The organism is Chryseobacterium electrogenes (assembly GCF_053553015.1).
The window spans coordinates 534,796-551,211 of the sequence record NZ_JBNPPB010000002.1; the positions used below are offsets into that span (position 1 = coordinate 534,796).

At 32.1% G+C, this 16,416-nt stretch carries 10 protein-coding genes and 1 pseudogene; 9 read left to right on the forward strand and 2 right to left on the reverse strand.

The features are described 5' to 3' along the window. Position 1 precedes the first annotated feature (1 nt). Positions 2-652, reverse strand: a complete 651-nt coding sequence (locus ACQQ6V_RS02400; protein ID WP_448844000.1) for a hypothetical protein — start codon at positions 650-652, stop codon at positions 2-4. 461 nt (positions 653-1,113) lie between these two features. Here ACQQ6V_RS02400 and ACQQ6V_RS02405 point away from each other — a divergent pair, with 461 nt between their 5' ends. From ACQQ6V_RS02405 to ACQQ6V_RS02420, 4 genes are all read left to right on the forward strand, one after another. Then, positions 1,114-2,334: a tyrosine-type recombinase/integrase gene (locus ACQQ6V_RS02405; RefSeq protein WP_448844001.1), complete on the forward strand. Its 1,221-nt coding sequence runs from the start codon at positions 1,114-1,116 to the stop codon at positions 2,332-2,334. 235 nt (positions 2,335-2,569) lie between these two features. After that, positions 2,570-3,466: a hypothetical protein gene (locus ACQQ6V_RS02410; protein ID WP_448844002.1), complete on the forward strand. Its 897-nt coding sequence runs from the start codon at positions 2,570-2,572 to the stop codon at positions 3,464-3,466. 145 nt (positions 3,467-3,611) lie between these two features. Next, positions 3,612-3,893: a helix-turn-helix domain-containing protein gene (locus ACQQ6V_RS02415; RefSeq protein ID WP_448844003.1), complete on the forward strand. Its 282-nt coding sequence runs from the start codon at positions 3,612-3,614 to the stop codon at positions 3,891-3,893. A gap of 94 nt (positions 3,894-3,987) precedes the next feature. Then, positions 3,988-6,168: a VapE domain-containing protein gene (locus ACQQ6V_RS02420; protein WP_448844004.1), complete on the forward strand. Its 2,181-nt coding sequence runs from the start codon at positions 3,988-3,990 to the stop codon at positions 6,166-6,168. Positions 6,169-6,289: 121 nt separating this feature from the next. On the opposite strand, the pseudogene ACQQ6V_RS02425 reads toward ACQQ6V_RS02420, so the two are convergent. Next, positions 6,290-7,609, reverse strand: a pseudogene (locus ACQQ6V_RS02425) (IS1182 family transposase); the annotation flags it as partial. A gap of 431 nt (positions 7,610-8,040) precedes the next feature. Here ACQQ6V_RS02425 and ACQQ6V_RS02430 point away from each other — a divergent pair. The 5 genes from ACQQ6V_RS02430 to ACQQ6V_RS02450 are packed head-to-tail and all read left to right on the forward strand — an operon-like array spanning position 8,041 to position 16,407. Then, positions 8,041-11,058, forward strand: coding sequence for a virulence factor SrfB (locus tag ACQQ6V_RS02430; RefSeq protein ID WP_448844005.1), 3,018 nt, complete (start codon positions 8,041-8,043; stop codon positions 11,056-11,058). 2 nt (positions 11,059-11,060) lie between these two features. Beyond that, positions 11,061-13,841, forward strand: a complete 2,781-nt coding sequence (locus tag ACQQ6V_RS02435; protein ID WP_448844006.1) for a virulence factor SrfC family protein — start codon at positions 11,061-11,063, stop codon at positions 13,839-13,841. 9 nt (positions 13,842-13,850) lie between these two features. Then, positions 13,851-14,603, forward strand: coding sequence for a hypothetical protein (locus ACQQ6V_RS02440; RefSeq protein WP_448844007.1), 753 nt, complete (start codon positions 13,851-13,853; stop codon positions 14,601-14,603). Between the two features lie 11 nt (positions 14,604-14,614). Then, positions 14,615-15,103 (forward strand): hypothetical protein, encoded by a 489-nt coding sequence (locus ACQQ6V_RS02445; RefSeq protein WP_448844008.1) that lies wholly within the window; start codon positions 14,615-14,617, stop codon positions 15,101-15,103. Beyond that, positions 15,103-16,407: a S8 family peptidase gene (locus ACQQ6V_RS02450; protein WP_448844009.1), complete on the forward strand. Its 1,305-nt coding sequence runs from the start codon at positions 15,103-15,105 to the stop codon at positions 16,405-16,407. The genes ACQQ6V_RS02445 and ACQQ6V_RS02450 overlap by 1 nt, the downstream gene beginning before the upstream one ends. Positions 16,408-16,416: the final 9 nt, after the last annotated feature.

Consider the following 16,416-nt stretch of genomic DNA (forward strand, 5'->3'; position numbering starts at 1 on the left):
GCTATTTTTGTTTTTCAATATATACATTCCAAAACGAATCGATATCATTTTTTAATTCAGAAAGTTTTTTGATTGAATATTCAATTGTATTTGAAGCTGGAATTTTATTTCCACGCCAATCTGTATTCTCTTCTTGTTTTGTTGCCAATTGAATCAGTTTAAAACGAAAATCTTTTAAATTTTCTGCAACTTTGGTTAATTCAACTCCAATTTCATTTGCAAAATCTTGAGTAAAGTTTCTCAAAGATAATGGATTTTCAATTGACATCTGAAAGTCTGGCATAATCGTATTTAGATATAATTCAATTTTGTCAATTGTTTCATATCCTGCTTTTGTTTTTTTTCCTTCTAATATTTCTCTTAGAGAAGTGTCTGAAACTCTAATTTTCTTACTAAAAATGACAGATTCTCGATATCCAACAATTTTTCCGAGTTCATTTTTTAATCTTGTAGTTTTATTAATTCTGTCAGTTTGAATTGCTTCATAAATTCGATTTATTTCTTCTTTTGAAGGAATTGAATGCATATACTCATCCCATTTTTCAACTGGAATTCCAACTCTATAAGCTAATAATTGACGAGCATTAATTTGCTTCTTAATATCATTCCATCTTGTTTTTATTTGTTTGTCAGTTAGTTGTTCAGAATCCATATTAATATTGATTGGGAGCGTTTTTGAAGCATTGCAGATAACGGAAAAAGTATTGGCGAAGTGCGGGCTTAATTTGAACGAATGTTCAAGTTCAGACCAAACGGAGACGATGCTTTTTTCTTACACTAAATTACTCTTTTTTGTGGAATAAAAAAGCAGCGGCGGATAAATTTTTCAAATATTTCAACTTTACTCTTCCTCCCGCATTTTGCCAATACAATGTTATCCGAAATATTAAATCGGTAGAAATAAATTGCTTCTAAATGCCTGTTAAATAGCGATTTGTTGAATTTGGTATATTAAAATAATGCAGAAAAAAGTAAATAAATATGCTATTTGTTTAACCAAAAGTTTTACCTTTGTATTGTAATGCAGTAGTTTAATTATTGGGTGTTTTAATTAGTTGCAGTCTTTTGCATTACTTTGTAATATTACGATTTTTTAACCAAATTTTTATCGCTATGGCTTCAATAAAATTAGTATTGGTTGTAAAGAAAATAGATGCTTCTGGGCATTGTCCTCTTTATATCAGAGTGATCAAAGACCGAAAGGTAAAGTACGTCAGTACAGGTGTGAAACTTAAAGTTAATGAGTGGGACGAGGATAAACAAAGAGTAAAGAAAAACAAAGAAAATTCTGCAAGGATGAATGCTTTTTTAGCTTCTAAAATTGCAGATGCTGAATCATTAGTAGCTGATGAAGAAAGAAAATCTACAACAGTATCTGTAAAAAAGTTGAAGCGAGCCATCAAAGGAATGCCTTCTGTTAACTTCTTCCAGTATGTTTATAAACGATTGGAAACACTGAAAGGATCATTGTCTATAAAAACGGCTTCCAATTACAAAAAGTACACTCAAAAGTTTGAAAAATTCATAGGTCATCGGGACGTTAATTTTGATGATATTTCTGTAACCTTGCTTAACGACTATGTTTCGTACATGGGTAACAAGTTGGAAAATGGAGCAACAACACAAAACTATTCCTTGTTGGTTTTGTCAATTATGTTTAAAGCAGCCATGAATGAAGATCTAATTCCCGAAACAATGTATCCATTTTCAAAAGTGAAAGTAAAAAAAGAAAAAGGCAAAAGATTGTATTTAAGCAAAGAGCAGTTTAGAAAATTTAAAGAATTCGATTTGGAACCTATGAGCAAAGAAGACATTTACAGAGATATGTTTATGTTTTCTGTATTTGCAGGAGGTTTGAGATTTAGCGATGTTCTTTCGTTGAAATGGAAAGAATACAATCAAGAGGAACAAAGAATTTCTAAAGTCATCCGAAAAACAGGCAGACTTCACGCATTACGTATTGGCGAAGATGCAGTTGCAATTCTCAACAAGTACAAAACTACAGATGCAACCAAAAATGATTTCATATTTCCATTAATTCCAGATGTAGATTTCTTTGACAAAAATATCGAATACCAACAAAAAATGATTGACAATAATACAAGCCTATGCGGTATCAGGTTGCGTAAAATTGGTAAAGATCTGGAGTTACCGTTTACTTTGTCATTCCACCTTAGCCGACACACATTCGCAACCAATGCACTAAACAACGGAATGAGAATAGAATATGTAAGTAAACTACTGGATCACACAGATATCGGGATTACTCAGATTTATGCAAAAATCATCAGCGAGGAATTGGATAAGGCTGTTGATAATTTCGTAAAAATGTAAAACTTTAAAAGAACGATTAATAAAGATTTCTTGATTTTTGTTAGTAAAATTTCAATCACTTCATTTATTGAAGTGATTTTTTTTGCGTTCTTTTTCTTACATTCGTTATCAGCACAATAGGATGAGAAAATTCGATTTTCACGATAGAAACTTGAATTATTTCTACCAAAAACTATTTTAATGCGAAAGAATAAAACAACAAACACAGTCTTAAATTCAAAAATCTATTGTAGAGATGTCAAGCCGCTATCAAATTCTGGAAGCTGTTCCGTTTGCGGATTATATGACAAGATTAAATTCTAAAGATTTTAATCAGGATTATGATGTCGATTTTTCGCTGGTAACAGACCTACATTCTTACTGCGAACTGCTTTTCAATAAGCTATTTTCTTTAAAACATTCCGAAATTCCCGATTTCCTAGATTATCAATGCAACCATTCTAAAGACCCAATGCTATGGTTAAACAAAATGGAAAAGTTAATTGAAGTCAATTCAGAATTATTTACTGGTGCAAGAAACGAGAGTAAGAAAATGAAACTTTATACCTGTATTGAGCTAAAACGCACTGCTTTGAAGTCCGACAAACTTAAAGAAAGTCCGATAAGACCAAATGCAAAGTATATCAACGCACAAACTGAGGAACGTTATTTTTCATTCAAAGAAACCAAAAATAAAGTGAATGAAATGAGTACTGATGCTGAAAAAATTCTATACTTAACAAAGGAAAGCTTTAATTACAGAGGTTCTTACATCGAAATGATAAACTCCAAACTCCCTGCTTATGATGAAGAATGCCAAAAATACATTGACGAAATTCAAACATTATCAAAACTAAAAGCAGAACTGGAGGAACAGAATAAAAAATCAAAAGCCAATCAAAAATCTATTGATAAAATTAGATTAGTTGGTCCGTTAAATATTTTAACCAATGCTTTCAAGCAAATGATGACTGATATTAAGCCATCTGGTTTACCTTATATTCAAAACAAAATCAAAGACATAGCCTTGTTTATCTGTGAAAATTTTGAAGATGAAAACGGAAATCCTATTTCAAAAGACACCGTTCAAACTTATCTTTCACCCAATCGAAACGATAAAGATCCAAATTCTGATAACGCTGTGAAGTTATAGTCCGATTTTTAACAAAATTCCAAAAATAGAAAAGCCTTACTAGATAGGGCTTTTCAAGTTTTTTAGTCCGATCGGACTAAAAAGTACTTATCGGACTTTTTTCTTTCTCACACCTTTGCTTCATAATCTTAAACAAATTTTTATCATGGAAGCAATAATCCTATCAAAAGACCAATTCGAAGAATTAATCTCAAAAATTAATGACATCGCAAGCAAAGTAAACACTAAACCAGGTGCCGCACAAGAAACCTATTTAGACAACAAACAGTTTATGGAAATGCTTAAAATTTCACCAAGAACCGCTCAAACATGGCGGGACGAAGGTAAAATCTCATTCAGCCAAGTAGGAAGCAAGATTTATTACAAATTATCAGATGTCGAAAAGTGTATGGAAACTTACTATAACAAGTCTTTTGCAAAAAAGTGAATGCTTTTATTTCAAATGCTGAAAACCTAAAACCCTCTATTTTTCAGAGGGTTTTTATCTAAAAACTAAAGTCTAATTTCTAACATCTATCAAAATGAAAACCTCAATATTTCAGAACTTCAACGAAGTTACAGACACACAGCTCATTTGTAAAATCTTAGAAAACATCCAAAACGGAACGTACCGAAACCAAATCGTTTACCTAAGAAAATCCATAGCAGATGATAAAAAAGAAGCGGCGGAACGAATTAAAAAATCACTTCCTGCATTTACACCAAGTGCGACCTTCAAAGGCGGTAGAAAAATGGAATTCCTGCAAGAGTACAACAGTTTAGTGGTATTGGATATTGACAAATTAGAAAAACAAAAATTAGCCGATTCAAAGGCGAAAGCTATTCAAGATCAATATGTATATGCAGCGTTCATAAGTCCTTCTGGCAATGGATTAAAACTATTTGTAAAAACTGATTCAACCCAAGAAAACCACAAAGAAACCTTTTTAAAATTGCAACGATATTTCGAAGAATTATTGGAGGTAGAAATCGATAAGTCGGGAAAGGACATTACAAGATTGTGCTTTATTTCTTTCGATCCTGAATTATTCGTGAACGAAAACTCTAGTATTTTTTCAACTTCTGAAACTTCAACCTCTCAGGTTGCTGAGCGAAGTCGAAGCACCACAAAAAACCATCAACCGACAACTATCAACTACGATGTAATCTATGAGCACGCAGTCCGTTTCACAGAAAAAAAAGAACAATTTACAGAAGGCAACCGCAACAATTTTGTTTTTCAATTAGCAAACAATCTTAATAGGAAAGGTGTCCCTGAAGCTATGGCGTTGGGCTACATTTTAGCTGATTATAATTTTAATGATGTTGAAGTTACAAAAGCTGTTCAAAGTGCATATTCAAATACTTCAGATTTTGGTTCCGACGAATACAAACCAAAAAATAATTCTGCAACAAACGTGCGTAAAAAATCTGTCATGCTGAGCGGAGTCGAAGAATCTAATAACAAGAATGAAAAAGATCCCGAATTCGAAGATGATGAGGACAAACCGAGTTTCATTGATAAGCTAGAAATGTTTTTAAATAATCGTTATAACTTTCGTTATAACAAGGTTTTAGGAAAGCTTGAGTTTAAAACAATTAAAGCGATAAAATATAAACCGATGACCGATTTTGCAGAAAACTCAATCCTTCGTGAAATCCTAAAAGCTAAAGTAAAATGCAGTATCAATTCATTGAGAAACCTTCTTCATTCCGATTACTGCGATATGTTTGATCCGTTCAATATTTATTTTGAAAATCTTCCGGAAAATGAAGATGAAACCGATTGGATAGAAAAACTGGCAGACACCATTACCACCACAAAACAAGATCTCTGGAGAATATGTTTCAAGAAATGGTTTGTAGCGATGGTGGCTTGTGTATTGGATGAAAAGCAGGTAAACCAAACAGTAATAGTTTTTTCTGGAAAACAAGGCTTGGGAAAAACCACTTGGATAGAAAAACTGATGCCTAAACCATTAAAAGAATACATCTTTTCAGGAACGATAAACCCCAGCAACAAAGACACATTAATTCACCTGGCAGAATGTATGTTAATCAACCTGGACGAACTGGAAAACCTGAACAGAACCGAAATTGGTTCACTAAAAGAAATCATAACCAAAACCCATATCAGAATGAGGAAAGCCTACGGCCACAACAATGAAAATATGCCGCGCCGCGCCAGTTTTGCAGGCAGTGTAAACACTGCGCAATTCCTGAACGACACAACCGGCTCACGCCGTTTCCTGTGTTTTGAAGTGGAGCATATTAAATACACTCACGAAATAGACATCAACAAAGTATATTCCCAGGCTTTAAAACTTCACAAAGAAGGATTCCGCCATTGGTTCAACCAAGAAGAAATCAAAGAAATAAACGCCAATAACGAACAATATCAATTAAAAAGTCCAGAAGAAGAATTGTTGCTTACTTGGTTTGAACCTGCTACAAAAACTACTGCAAAATACTTTCTGAATACCACACAGATACTTCAAATATTGGCAAGTCGTGCAAATGTAAATATTACGGATGCTTCCGTTCTAAAGCTTGGCAAAGCATTACGGAAATACAATTTCACAAGAATTATGAAAAACAACTCTTATGTATATGCGGTTAATTTATTGGAACATGAAGAAGTAGATAAGAACAATAAACAAAATGGTGAACCTCCAAAACCTAGAGAAACCCAACAAGAAATTCCATTCAGATTCCCGAAATAAAAAGAGGCTGTCTCAAAAGGGCAGCCTCGTTTTTGTATTGAGTTGAAAAAAAACATTTTTAGGGTTTTGTTTTTATAAAAACTTTGAAAAATGAAGATAAAATTCAAAAAAGCAATCTATTTCAAGCTGCTTTTGCCATTTTTTTGAGATTATGGGCAATGGCGAGAATGCCGATTTCTACTTCGACCTTGGTTTTTCCTCGAAGCATAAAGCGTTTAAAGTTTTTGTTGTGTTTGAGCTCTGCAAAAACAGGTTCAACATCGTGACATCGCTGTTTTCGGAGTTTAATGCCTTTCTTGGTATTGAGAAGTTTAAAAGCCTTTTCTCTGATTTTTGCCAGTTTGGGATTGTTTTGAGAAGTGGTTATTTGTCCCGATTTTTGGTCTTTTCTGAAGTAATTGTATTTAACATAAGGTTTTATTTTCTTATTTTTCAGTAGGTTATAGTTTTCTTCCGAACCATAACCTGCATCGGCAACGAGCTGTTTCGGAACTTTACGATAGCTCTCTTCAAAACCTTTTAAATGAGACTCCAATGTTTTGGTATCCGTAGGATTGGGATGGATGGAATAATGTAAAATAAATTGTTTATTCGTAGAAATCTGTAGATTATAGGCCGCTTTGAGCTGTCCGTTTCGCATATGATCCTCTTTCATCCGCATAAAAGTAGCATCTGTATCGGTCTTGGAATAAGAGTTTCTGGCTTGTAAAATCGCCTGTTGTTTTTTGTATTTATCCAAATTGTTTGCCCAGTTTTTATTGGCATAATTCAGTTTCTGACGAACTTTCGAAGGTATTTTTTTATCCTTCAACACCTCGTTGATCTTGTCGATGGTTTGTGTTACTTTTTCTGAATCAATCTCCTTAAAATCAATATTTTCAGTGTTTTGAAGCTCTTCTTTTGCCACACTTTCTGCATAATTCCATAGCTCTTCCAGTTGCTCTGCAATTCTTACCTGGTGCTTCTTGATGGCTCTTCCCCAAACAAAAGTATAGCGGTTGGCGTTGGCCTCTATCTTGGTCCCATCTACAAAAATGGTTTCCAGGCTTACCAAACCTTCCTTCTCCAAGAGCAAAACAATTTGTGTAAAGATGGCTTTTACTTCACCCTTTAATCGCTCGCTACGAAACCTGTTCAAAGTATTATGATCAGGACGGCTCATCGCCGAAAGCCACATAAAATGGATGTTTTCCTTCAATGCTTGTTCCATTTTCCGGCTTGAATAAATGTTACTCAAATAGCCATAAATCAATACTTTCAAAAGCATTTTCGGGTGGTAAGATGAAGTTCCTCCAGGTTTGTACCTTTTGATTAAGTTTTTAATATCCAAACCATCGATGATGTTTGAAACTATTTTCACAGGATGCTTGTCATCAATCAACTCCGATAAATTCGGAGGAAAAAGCAAATTTCCTTTGGGATTGTAATCTTTAAAGACTACGACTTAGTTAACACACAGCAAATTACGAAATTTGCAATTATTAGGAAAGCCTCGGCTTTCCTTTTTTGCTTAAAAAAGGCTATCTCGCTTTTGAGACAGCCTCTTTTCTTTAATTTTAGAAAGTAAGTAAAGTAAGCTAAAAACGACAAAACATTTTTTTATTTTTTTCCTCCGAAAAAAAAATGCTGAAATAGAGTAGAACAAAGCAAACCACGAAGCGCACTTCATTCTTCTGCGTTCAATACCTCATATAGAATAGTTTTTTTTCAAATTAATTTTTATGAAAAAGTTTTTTTCAAAACCTTACTTACTTTACTTACTTTTTACGGTTTTCCGTATTTTTTATTCAATTGCATTTTGTATATTTACTGCTTTGTTAATTTAAGAATAATTAACATAATTTGGTTAATCAATAATAACAATAACTATTAATGAAGAGAATCTCTTTAATTGCAAATTCAAGTCTGCAATATTATAAATTCGAATCTGAGATTGATCTTAATTTTGGAAAAGCTAACAAATTTTATTTTCATGAGCCATTTGATGTTTTGTCATTAGGATTTATATTGGATCCACTAACAAAAATTGAAAATGAAGATAGATTTTATAGAAATCAGGATTTAGTAGATAATGATCTGTTGGTCAACGGGAAAATAAAACATGGAGCAGATTTATCTAGTTTAAAGAATATTGATTCATATTTTGATGAAACTAATCTAAAACGTACTTTTAAACGCTTCCAGAAGAAGTGGATTCCACTTCCTTATTTCAAGGATAATTCTATTAATAAAGACACACTTTTTCCAACGGATTGGGTGAGAATTTATTTTGAAGTTGATACTGATTTTAGGTTGGCTAAAATTGTTTTGGCTGTTGACACTCTATTAGCTAAAGATGAATTGGACAAAACCAGTCCCTTATTAAGCCTCAATCCGGACGAAAATATTTTTAAGCTGTATACGGATCATTTAAACCTTTCTAAATTTTTGTTTAGTAAAGAGTCATCAACAGCATGGATAAACTCTTATCTTGAAGATATTTTTTATCAAAATGACGAAGAAGAAAGGTATGAGAAGCCTATTAAGCAATATGCATCTGCGTATTTTTTGCTAATTGATTGGTTGGCATCATTGGCAGAAGTTCCAGAGATACAATTGTTTACTAATGATGTTCGAAAAAAAGAAGTTGACTTAGTTGTGGATATTGGTAATTCATCTACTTGTGCACTATTATTTGAAAATGAGAATGACAATAGTTTTGATTTTAACAGCGTCAAAAAGTTGAAAATTCAGGATTATACTAATCCTAATGATCAGTACGATAAACCGTTCCCCATGAATCTCATATTCTCTGATTCGAAATTTGGTTCTTTAAATAATGAAGTATATCACAACAACAAATTTATAGTTCCTAGTTTTGTGAGAATTGGATATGAAGCAGAATATTTAATAAATAAGTCTGTAACAGATCTAAGTTTGGGTTATGAATTAAAAACTTATAATTCTAGCCCTAAAAGATATCTTTGGGACGATGTTATTGCTGATCGAGAATGGGAGTTTAATCCAATTAAATCTAATGAAGTAAAAAAAGTATACCTCAATGGCATCTCCGAACAGTTAAAATCTGATGGCTCATCTATTGAAAAGGGTGGATTGTTTGGCTCAAAGGCATTGTTTTCTAGGAAGTCTTTAATGAAGTTCGTCTTTTTGGAAATGATTATGCATGCTTATGTGCAAATTAATTCATTTGAATTTCGGGAAGAACACGGTGATATGACGGTGCCACGAACTTTAAGACGTATTACAATATCATGTCCAACAGGTATGATACAGCATGAGCAAATTGCTCTTCGTCAGGCAGCAGAAGATGCATGTAAACTTCTAAATACTTATATTAAGTTTTATTTTGATGACGAAATCAATAATTTTTGGTTTGAGATGCCTGAGGTAATTCCTTCTATTAAGGATTTAGCACTAAAGCAATCTCGAATTGAGGAAAGGACAGATTGGCATTATGATGAAGCAACTAGTAGTCAGCTTGTTTTTATATATGGTTTATTTGCAAAAAAGTTGAAAAATAATTCCTACGTTTTAGACCATTATCTTTTCAAAAATAGAGACAGTATAGTTGTTGGGTCAATTGATATAGGAGCTGGAACAACAGATTTATCAATTAATAGATATACATTTAATGCTGATCAGGATTTACAAAGTATTAAACCAGTACCTGTATTTTGGGATACATTTAAAAATGCAGGTGATGATCTTCTTAAAGCAATAATTCAGAAAATTATAATTGAGGGTGTTGTAAAAGATGGGAACGACGAATCTTGTACGGGAGTTATTGAAAATATCCTTAAATCTAAGGGAATTACAAATGTTTCTGAAAAACTGAATGGTTTTTTCGGTGAAGATTCTAATTTACTAGGGTATAAAGGGCAGGTTATTAGAAAAGCGTTTATTCATCAAGTGGCTATACCAATTGCATTAGAATATTTAAACAATGCAAATACAAATGAAGCGCCTTTCAAAACTTTTGAAGAGATAATTGGCAAACCTTTTATTAATAAAGAGTTAGTAACCTATTTTGAAAGGCATTTTGGTTTTAGTTTCTTAGACATAAAATGGAAGCTATCCCCGCAGAAAGTAAATGAAATTGTGGGAAGTATCTTTGATAGTTTAATTAGACAGCTTTCAGTTCTGCTCAACCATTACCAATGTGACTACGTGGTATTATCTGGCAAGCCAGCTTCATTGAAAAGCTTCGAAGATATTTTTAGAAAATATCTGACTACATCACCAAATAATATTATAAATCTAAATAATTATTGGATCGGAAGGTGGTATCCTTTTACCGATAATAATGGCTTTATCGATGATCCAAAAACTATTGTTGGCGTTGGGTCAATAATCGCATTAATGTCTGGCAAACTAATAAAACTAAAGGATATTAAGATTGACACTAGCAGGCTAGCAAAAAACAATGTTTCTACAGCTGATTACCTGGTTAAAAATATAGAGAATACAAAAGAAGTATTATTAACACCGACTAATAATGAAAATACTCTAATTATTAAAAATCTGCCTTATCAATTTGGATATTCAAAATTTGAAACCAAAAATTATCCTTACTCTGACCTTTATACAATCAAGATTAATAGAAAGGAAATTGAAACAATTGTCAAGCAGAGATATGCTGGGCGAGATGCACAGTATTTGAAAAATCAAGTTGATGTTGAAGTCAATAGTATTAATCAGAATCTACCTTTGAAAATCGTTATTTCTCGTGATTATGAAGAAAGTAAAGAAATTGTAAAGATTGAGAGTGTAGAGGATTCTGATGGTAATAACAAATCAATAAAATATTTCACATTAGGATATCAAACATTACCTAGTATTGGTGGTGATTATTGGTTGGATACTTGTGAGTTTACTTTAAATGTTAATTAGAAATGGATGTGAAAAATTATACTCCTGAACAGGTAAACCAAATAAAAAGTTATATCTCCGAAAAGTCTTTGTTAATAGCTGATTCGATAAAGTGGGTTGACGGAAATCTAAAGCATGAAGATAGAAGTAAAACCTTGTTATCGCTGAAGAGGGCACAAAATAAATTAAATAAGATTGCTTCGAATATTGAAGCTAAACCTGTTATTGCTGTTTTTGGAGCGAGTCAAGTAGGGAAATCTTATCTAATCAAAAATTTGTTAAGCCAAAAAGGAGAATCTTTTAAAATTATCAATAACCAAGATAGCTACGATTTTTTGAAAGATATTAATCCTGCGGGAACGGGTAAAGAAAGTACAGGGGTTGTTACGCGTTTTTCGGTTGACCAAGATATCAAATTTGTAGATTTTCCTATTAGAATCAAACTTTTATCGGCAAAAGATATCCTAACAATTATTCTAGATTCTTATTTTCTAGATTTAAAAAAGATTACTAGTGCGACAATTAATAATCGTCGTGCAATAGAGTCTCATATTAAAAAATATGAACTTGCAAAAGATAGTGTAAAACAAAACTACTTGTCTGAGCAGGATGTTTTGGAGGTAAAAGAGTATTTTGGAAATCATTTATCGAAGCATACTTTGCTTTTTGAAGGTTTGACAGAAACCCGTTACTTTGAAAGAATAGCATCTATTATCGAATATTTTGATTATAAAGAATGGACATCGATTTTTGAAATACTTTGGAATAATAATGAGGATCTTTCCGGACTGTTTAGCGATCTGTTGAGTAAGTTGAACAGTATCCATTTCACATCACAAGGCTATATTAAGTTTAATGATGTCCTTAGGGCTGGAGGTGAAATTCTTGATGTGAAGAGACTTTTAGAATTTTATACTAACATAGAGTTTACAACTCTTAAGCTAGATAGTGGCTCCGAAATACAAATTAACATTTCATATTTGTCAGCACTCCTGTCTGAACTTATTTTTTCCATACCAAAGGATTTAATAGATACAAAACCCTTCCTGAAAAATTCTGATTTATTAGATTTCCCTGGAGCTAGATCAAGATTGGGCATTGAAGAGGATAGTGTAAAAAGTAATTTGTCTGATATGTTGTTACGTGGCAAGGTATCTTACTTATTCAACAAATACAGTGATGATTACAGTATCAATAATTTGCTTTTTTGTACTAATGATAAGCTATTGGAAGTAAGTGAACTATCATACTTATTATATAATTGGATTTCTACAAATATTGGTTCAAACATTGATGATCGATCACATTCTTTGGGTAAGTCCGAAATCTATCCACTTTTTGTGATATTTACATTTTTTAATAATCAGCTTCGATATGACATTACTAACGACGAAGGTTATCTAATTAATGAAAACAAACTTAATGATAAATGGGATACGAGATTTGTACGTTTTTTCGAAAATGAAGTTGTTACAAAATCTCGTGATTGGCATATGCAATGGAGCCATCAATCTCAAGACTTTACAAATTTTTATCTACTAAGAGATTATAAATATTCTACAGATACGTACGACGGATACGAAACGGAAAATATCGAAACAGAAATTAGAGAAGAACGTGTTCCATTCATCAATGCAATGAAAAAGACATTTCTCAATTTTCCTTTTGTACAAAAGCATTTCAGAAAACCTGAGGAATCGTGGCATGAAGCAACAGATTTGAACAAAGATGGATCAGAGCTAATAATTACAAATCTCGAGAAGGTTTCTACCAATTATACTAAAATTAACCATTATATTAATTTACTGAATAATACAGTTGAAGAACTGCAACGTAATCTTAGCACCTATATTAAAACAGACGATATTACGGAGCATAAAAATAAAAATATGTCTGCAATGTCCCAATTTCAGCTGCAATTTAATATGGCGCTTGCTAGGGATTTAGGAGTGTTCAATGAACTTATACATCAAATTTCTTTGCAACCAATTGAAGTTTTTAATTTATTGAATGAAAACTTATATGTTGATACAAGCAAAATAGAAGAGGGAAGTACGTCGGCTAGTTCGATCTTAGTGACTACTTACCCAGATTTAGCCACAGCCTCTAGTTATAACGAAGCATTAGAAATATTGCGCAGTAATATGATGTTACCTAGCACGAAAGAGGTCGAGGAATTACTTCTAAGTTCGGGCATTGCAAAGGACGAAATATTCGTTGCAAAAAACTCCTCAACTAAAGCTGAATATTTTACTGATTTGGTTATTGATTTTTGGAAAAACAGATTGCTTGATGCTAAACGCTTTAACTCCTTTACGGATTTTGGTATTTCTAGAAATAGTTTAGAATTTCTACTACAACATTTAATTGTTGTTGTGCAAAAAAGAGAAATACGAAAAAAATTGATTAAGATACTAAATGATGTTATTTCTGAAATAGATTCTGCTAGAACTAATGAAGTATTTCTTGCTGAAACATTTTCTATAATTATCAATGATATTGCATACAATTTTGACATCAACTATCTGACGGAGGAAGAAAGGCTAGAAATGAAAAATCTAAACGTAGATAATCGTTCTACCTTTTTTGAAAGACAAAATCCAACAGATAACAAAACGGTTGCCTCACTATTTGATAATACCAATTTAGATGTTAATACGATAGCCTTAGAGAAATACAATAGATGGATCGAATTTATGAGACTTTCACTAGTCGTTAACAGTGGTTTTGTTAATTATGATGAAGCTTCCAATAACCAACTTAAGTCAATTGTTGAGAATTATAAACTATTAACATTAAACTAAAAATTAAAGATGTATAAATTTTATCAATTATCTACTGAAAAGTATAAGCCACTTTCGTTTGATAATACTTATCTCTTTAACCAGTATGATAAGGTTCAGAATTTTATAAAGACAAGAATTGGCTCTGAGTATAAAAACCTACTAGCAAAACCTGTAAAGCATGGTTTTGAAATCGAATGGTATTCACCATTTCTTGATCTGAGTGAAATTACTCATGAAGAAAATATTTTATTAAATCAATATTGGCACTTTAAGGATAAATTAGAAGAGCAAATTCAGCAGCTATCAAGTTCTAATGACGAAGATGCTCAAAATTGGATAACACTTTTAGAGCTAGTGTTTGAACCTAAAAATAATGTTATTTATTCCAATGGTTCTGATTTTTGTATTATTTGGGGGTGGGTTTTCGAAAATAATAGTATCCAAAGACCGATGCTTGGAGAATTTATTAGCGATCATCCATCAAGCCAAGAAAATGAATTAATTGATACATCTGAAAATGTTGACGAGCACAAAAATGAGCCTGTAGAAAGTGATTCTATTCCAGAAATAAATGAAAAGCCTATAACTGAAGATCCTTTTTTACAAAAACCAGAAAAAGTAGAAGATTTCTTCATAAAGAATGATATTATTGAAGATGAAGTAGTAGAACCTAAAAAGAGTTTCCTTGACTTTCTAAAAGACTTTGCTGCAAAGTACTGGTGGTTGCTTGTAGTTCTTCTTATTTTAATCGTCCTTGTTTACTTATTCAAAACGATATAACTATTGACTAAATGAATACTTTTTTTTATAGAAATTGGTGGCTTTTTTATCTGTTGATTTTTTTCCTGCTAGGAATTTTAATCTATGCTATTTTATGGCAGAATAATAAATCGTATAACATTGATGACTACAATAGACTTAAAAATGAATTAGCAGATTGTCAAAGGCTAAAAGATCCTATAAAGCCATCACAACCAAATGTTGTAGATTGTAATGCAATCGTAAATTCTGGCGGACAAGGAGAAACAATTACGGATCATAACCTTGGAAAACAGGGTGGAGTGGTACGTTTAGAATATGATGCACAAAATGTTCCAGATGAATTTACGGTATTTTATAACGGTAAAATTGTAGCAACAACACATGGATTAGTTTCGCATACTGGAGAAATTTCTTGGCAGTATGAACCTAATTCTAATGAACCAGATTTTTGTACTGTAAAGGTAAGTGCACCAAATGAAAAAACTGTTTGGATTTATAGATTGAACTGTCCTGAATAATGAAAAAATATCCATTCTATTATTATTTGTTTTTATTGCTAGCACTTATTGTTAGCATACTATTCTGGTTTTTTCTTTTTGCAAAAAATTATAATAATAAGCTGGCAAGTGTAGAAAATAGAATTATTGATCCTTCTGTTTATGTTTTAAGACCAATTGAAAATCCTCAGATAATTGATGACAGCGATTCTGGACGAAAACTATTATCCAACTATGTTAACGTTGCAATTAAAGATACAACAAACCGTACTAAAAGTTTTATAGATGATTTTAGCAGAGAATATAATGCAAACTATCAAATAGTTTATGCTGATAGCACAATAAACTATATTCAAATTAAATTGCCAGCAGACGTCAGAATTTCTTTTAAAAATGATGTTAAGAAACGTTTACAAAATTATGATCTTCTTGTTTGGGACGAGAGCATTTTTAAAACAGGGTATACAATAAGTAATAACTCTGAATGGTTTCTAGATGCTGCAAATCTTAGTAATATTGAAGGTAGGAATCAAGCTTCTAATGTTAAAATAGCTATTCTAGACAATGGTTTTGATTTAGAGCATCCTGCAATCAAAGGAAGAATAGCGAATCCATATAATGTCACAGAAAATTCTCAAAATGTGGCACCTAGCGATGCAAACCACGGAACACATATTGCGTCGTTAGCGGCTGGATATGACAAGACAACCAACTATGAAGGCGTTTGTACAACTTGTAATATTATCCCTGTAAAAATTGAAGACAGTTCAGGTTTGATTACTTCAACTTATATCATCAAAGGAATTCTATATGCGATAAAAAATAAAGCAGATGTAGTTAATATGTCTTTTGGTGCCGCATTCTTCAATGAAGGAATTCCCTTGGATATTCAAAATCAATTTATAATTAGTGGTGCAAAAGATGAAGAAGATTTTTGGAAGGAGCTATTCAATTATGCAGAAAGAAACAAAACAATTTGTGTTATTGCAGCAGGGAATAGTAATATGCTAACAGGATTTGATCCATTTCAACGCGCGGAAAACACTATTAAAGTTGGTGCATACAACCAAAACTATGAGAAAGCCGAGTTTTCTAATTTTGGAAAACTAACATCAATCTATGCTCCCGGCACACACATTCTTGGTGCTAAACCCAATAATAGCTATGAGTATTTAGACGGGACAAGTATGGCTGCACCAATTATTTCAGGTTTTGTGGCAACGCTAAAAGCCAAAAATAAAAATATTGGTTATAAAGAGGTTATTAATATGATCAACAAAAATTCAGAGAATAAAAACAATATAAATATTTTAAAATTTAATTAATTACAATAT

Bases quoted from the DNA above. Each gene is read 5' to 3' on its own strand.
- ACQQ6V_RS02440 (WP_448844007.1), top strand. From the start codon at position 13,851: ATGTATAAATTTTATCAATTATCTACTGAAAAGTATAAGCCACTTTCG.
- ACQQ6V_RS02415 (WP_448844003.1), top strand. From the start codon at position 3,612: ATGGAAGCAATAATCCTATCAAAAGACCAATTCGAAGAATTAATCTCA.
- ACQQ6V_RS02435 (WP_448844006.1), top strand. From the start codon at position 11,061: ATGGATGTGAAAAATTATACTCCTGAACAGGTAAACCAAATAAAAAGT.
- ACQQ6V_RS02430 (WP_448844005.1), top strand. From the start codon at position 8,041: ATGAAGAGAATCTCTTTAATTGCAAATTCAAGTCTGCAATATTATAAA.
- ACQQ6V_RS02445 (WP_448844008.1), top strand. From the start codon at position 14,615: ATGAATACTTTTTTTTATAGAAATTGGTGGCTTTTTTATCTGTTGATT.
- ACQQ6V_RS02410 (WP_448844002.1), top strand. From the start codon at position 2,570: ATGTCAAGCCGCTATCAAATTCTGGAAGCTGTTCCGTTTGCGGATTAT.
- ACQQ6V_RS02400 (WP_448844000.1), bottom strand. From the start codon at position 652: ATGGATTCTGAACAACTAACTGACAAACAAATAAAAACAAGATGGAAT.
- ACQQ6V_RS02405 (WP_448844001.1), top strand. From the start codon at position 1,114: ATGGCTTCAATAAAATTAGTATTGGTTGTAAAGAAAATAGATGCTTCT.
- ACQQ6V_RS02420 (WP_448844004.1), top strand. From the start codon at position 3,988: ATGAAAACCTCAATATTTCAGAACTTCAACGAAGTTACAGACACACAG.
- ACQQ6V_RS02450 (WP_448844009.1), top strand. From the start codon at position 15,103: ATGAAAAAATATCCATTCTATTATTATTTGTTTTTATTGCTAGCACTT.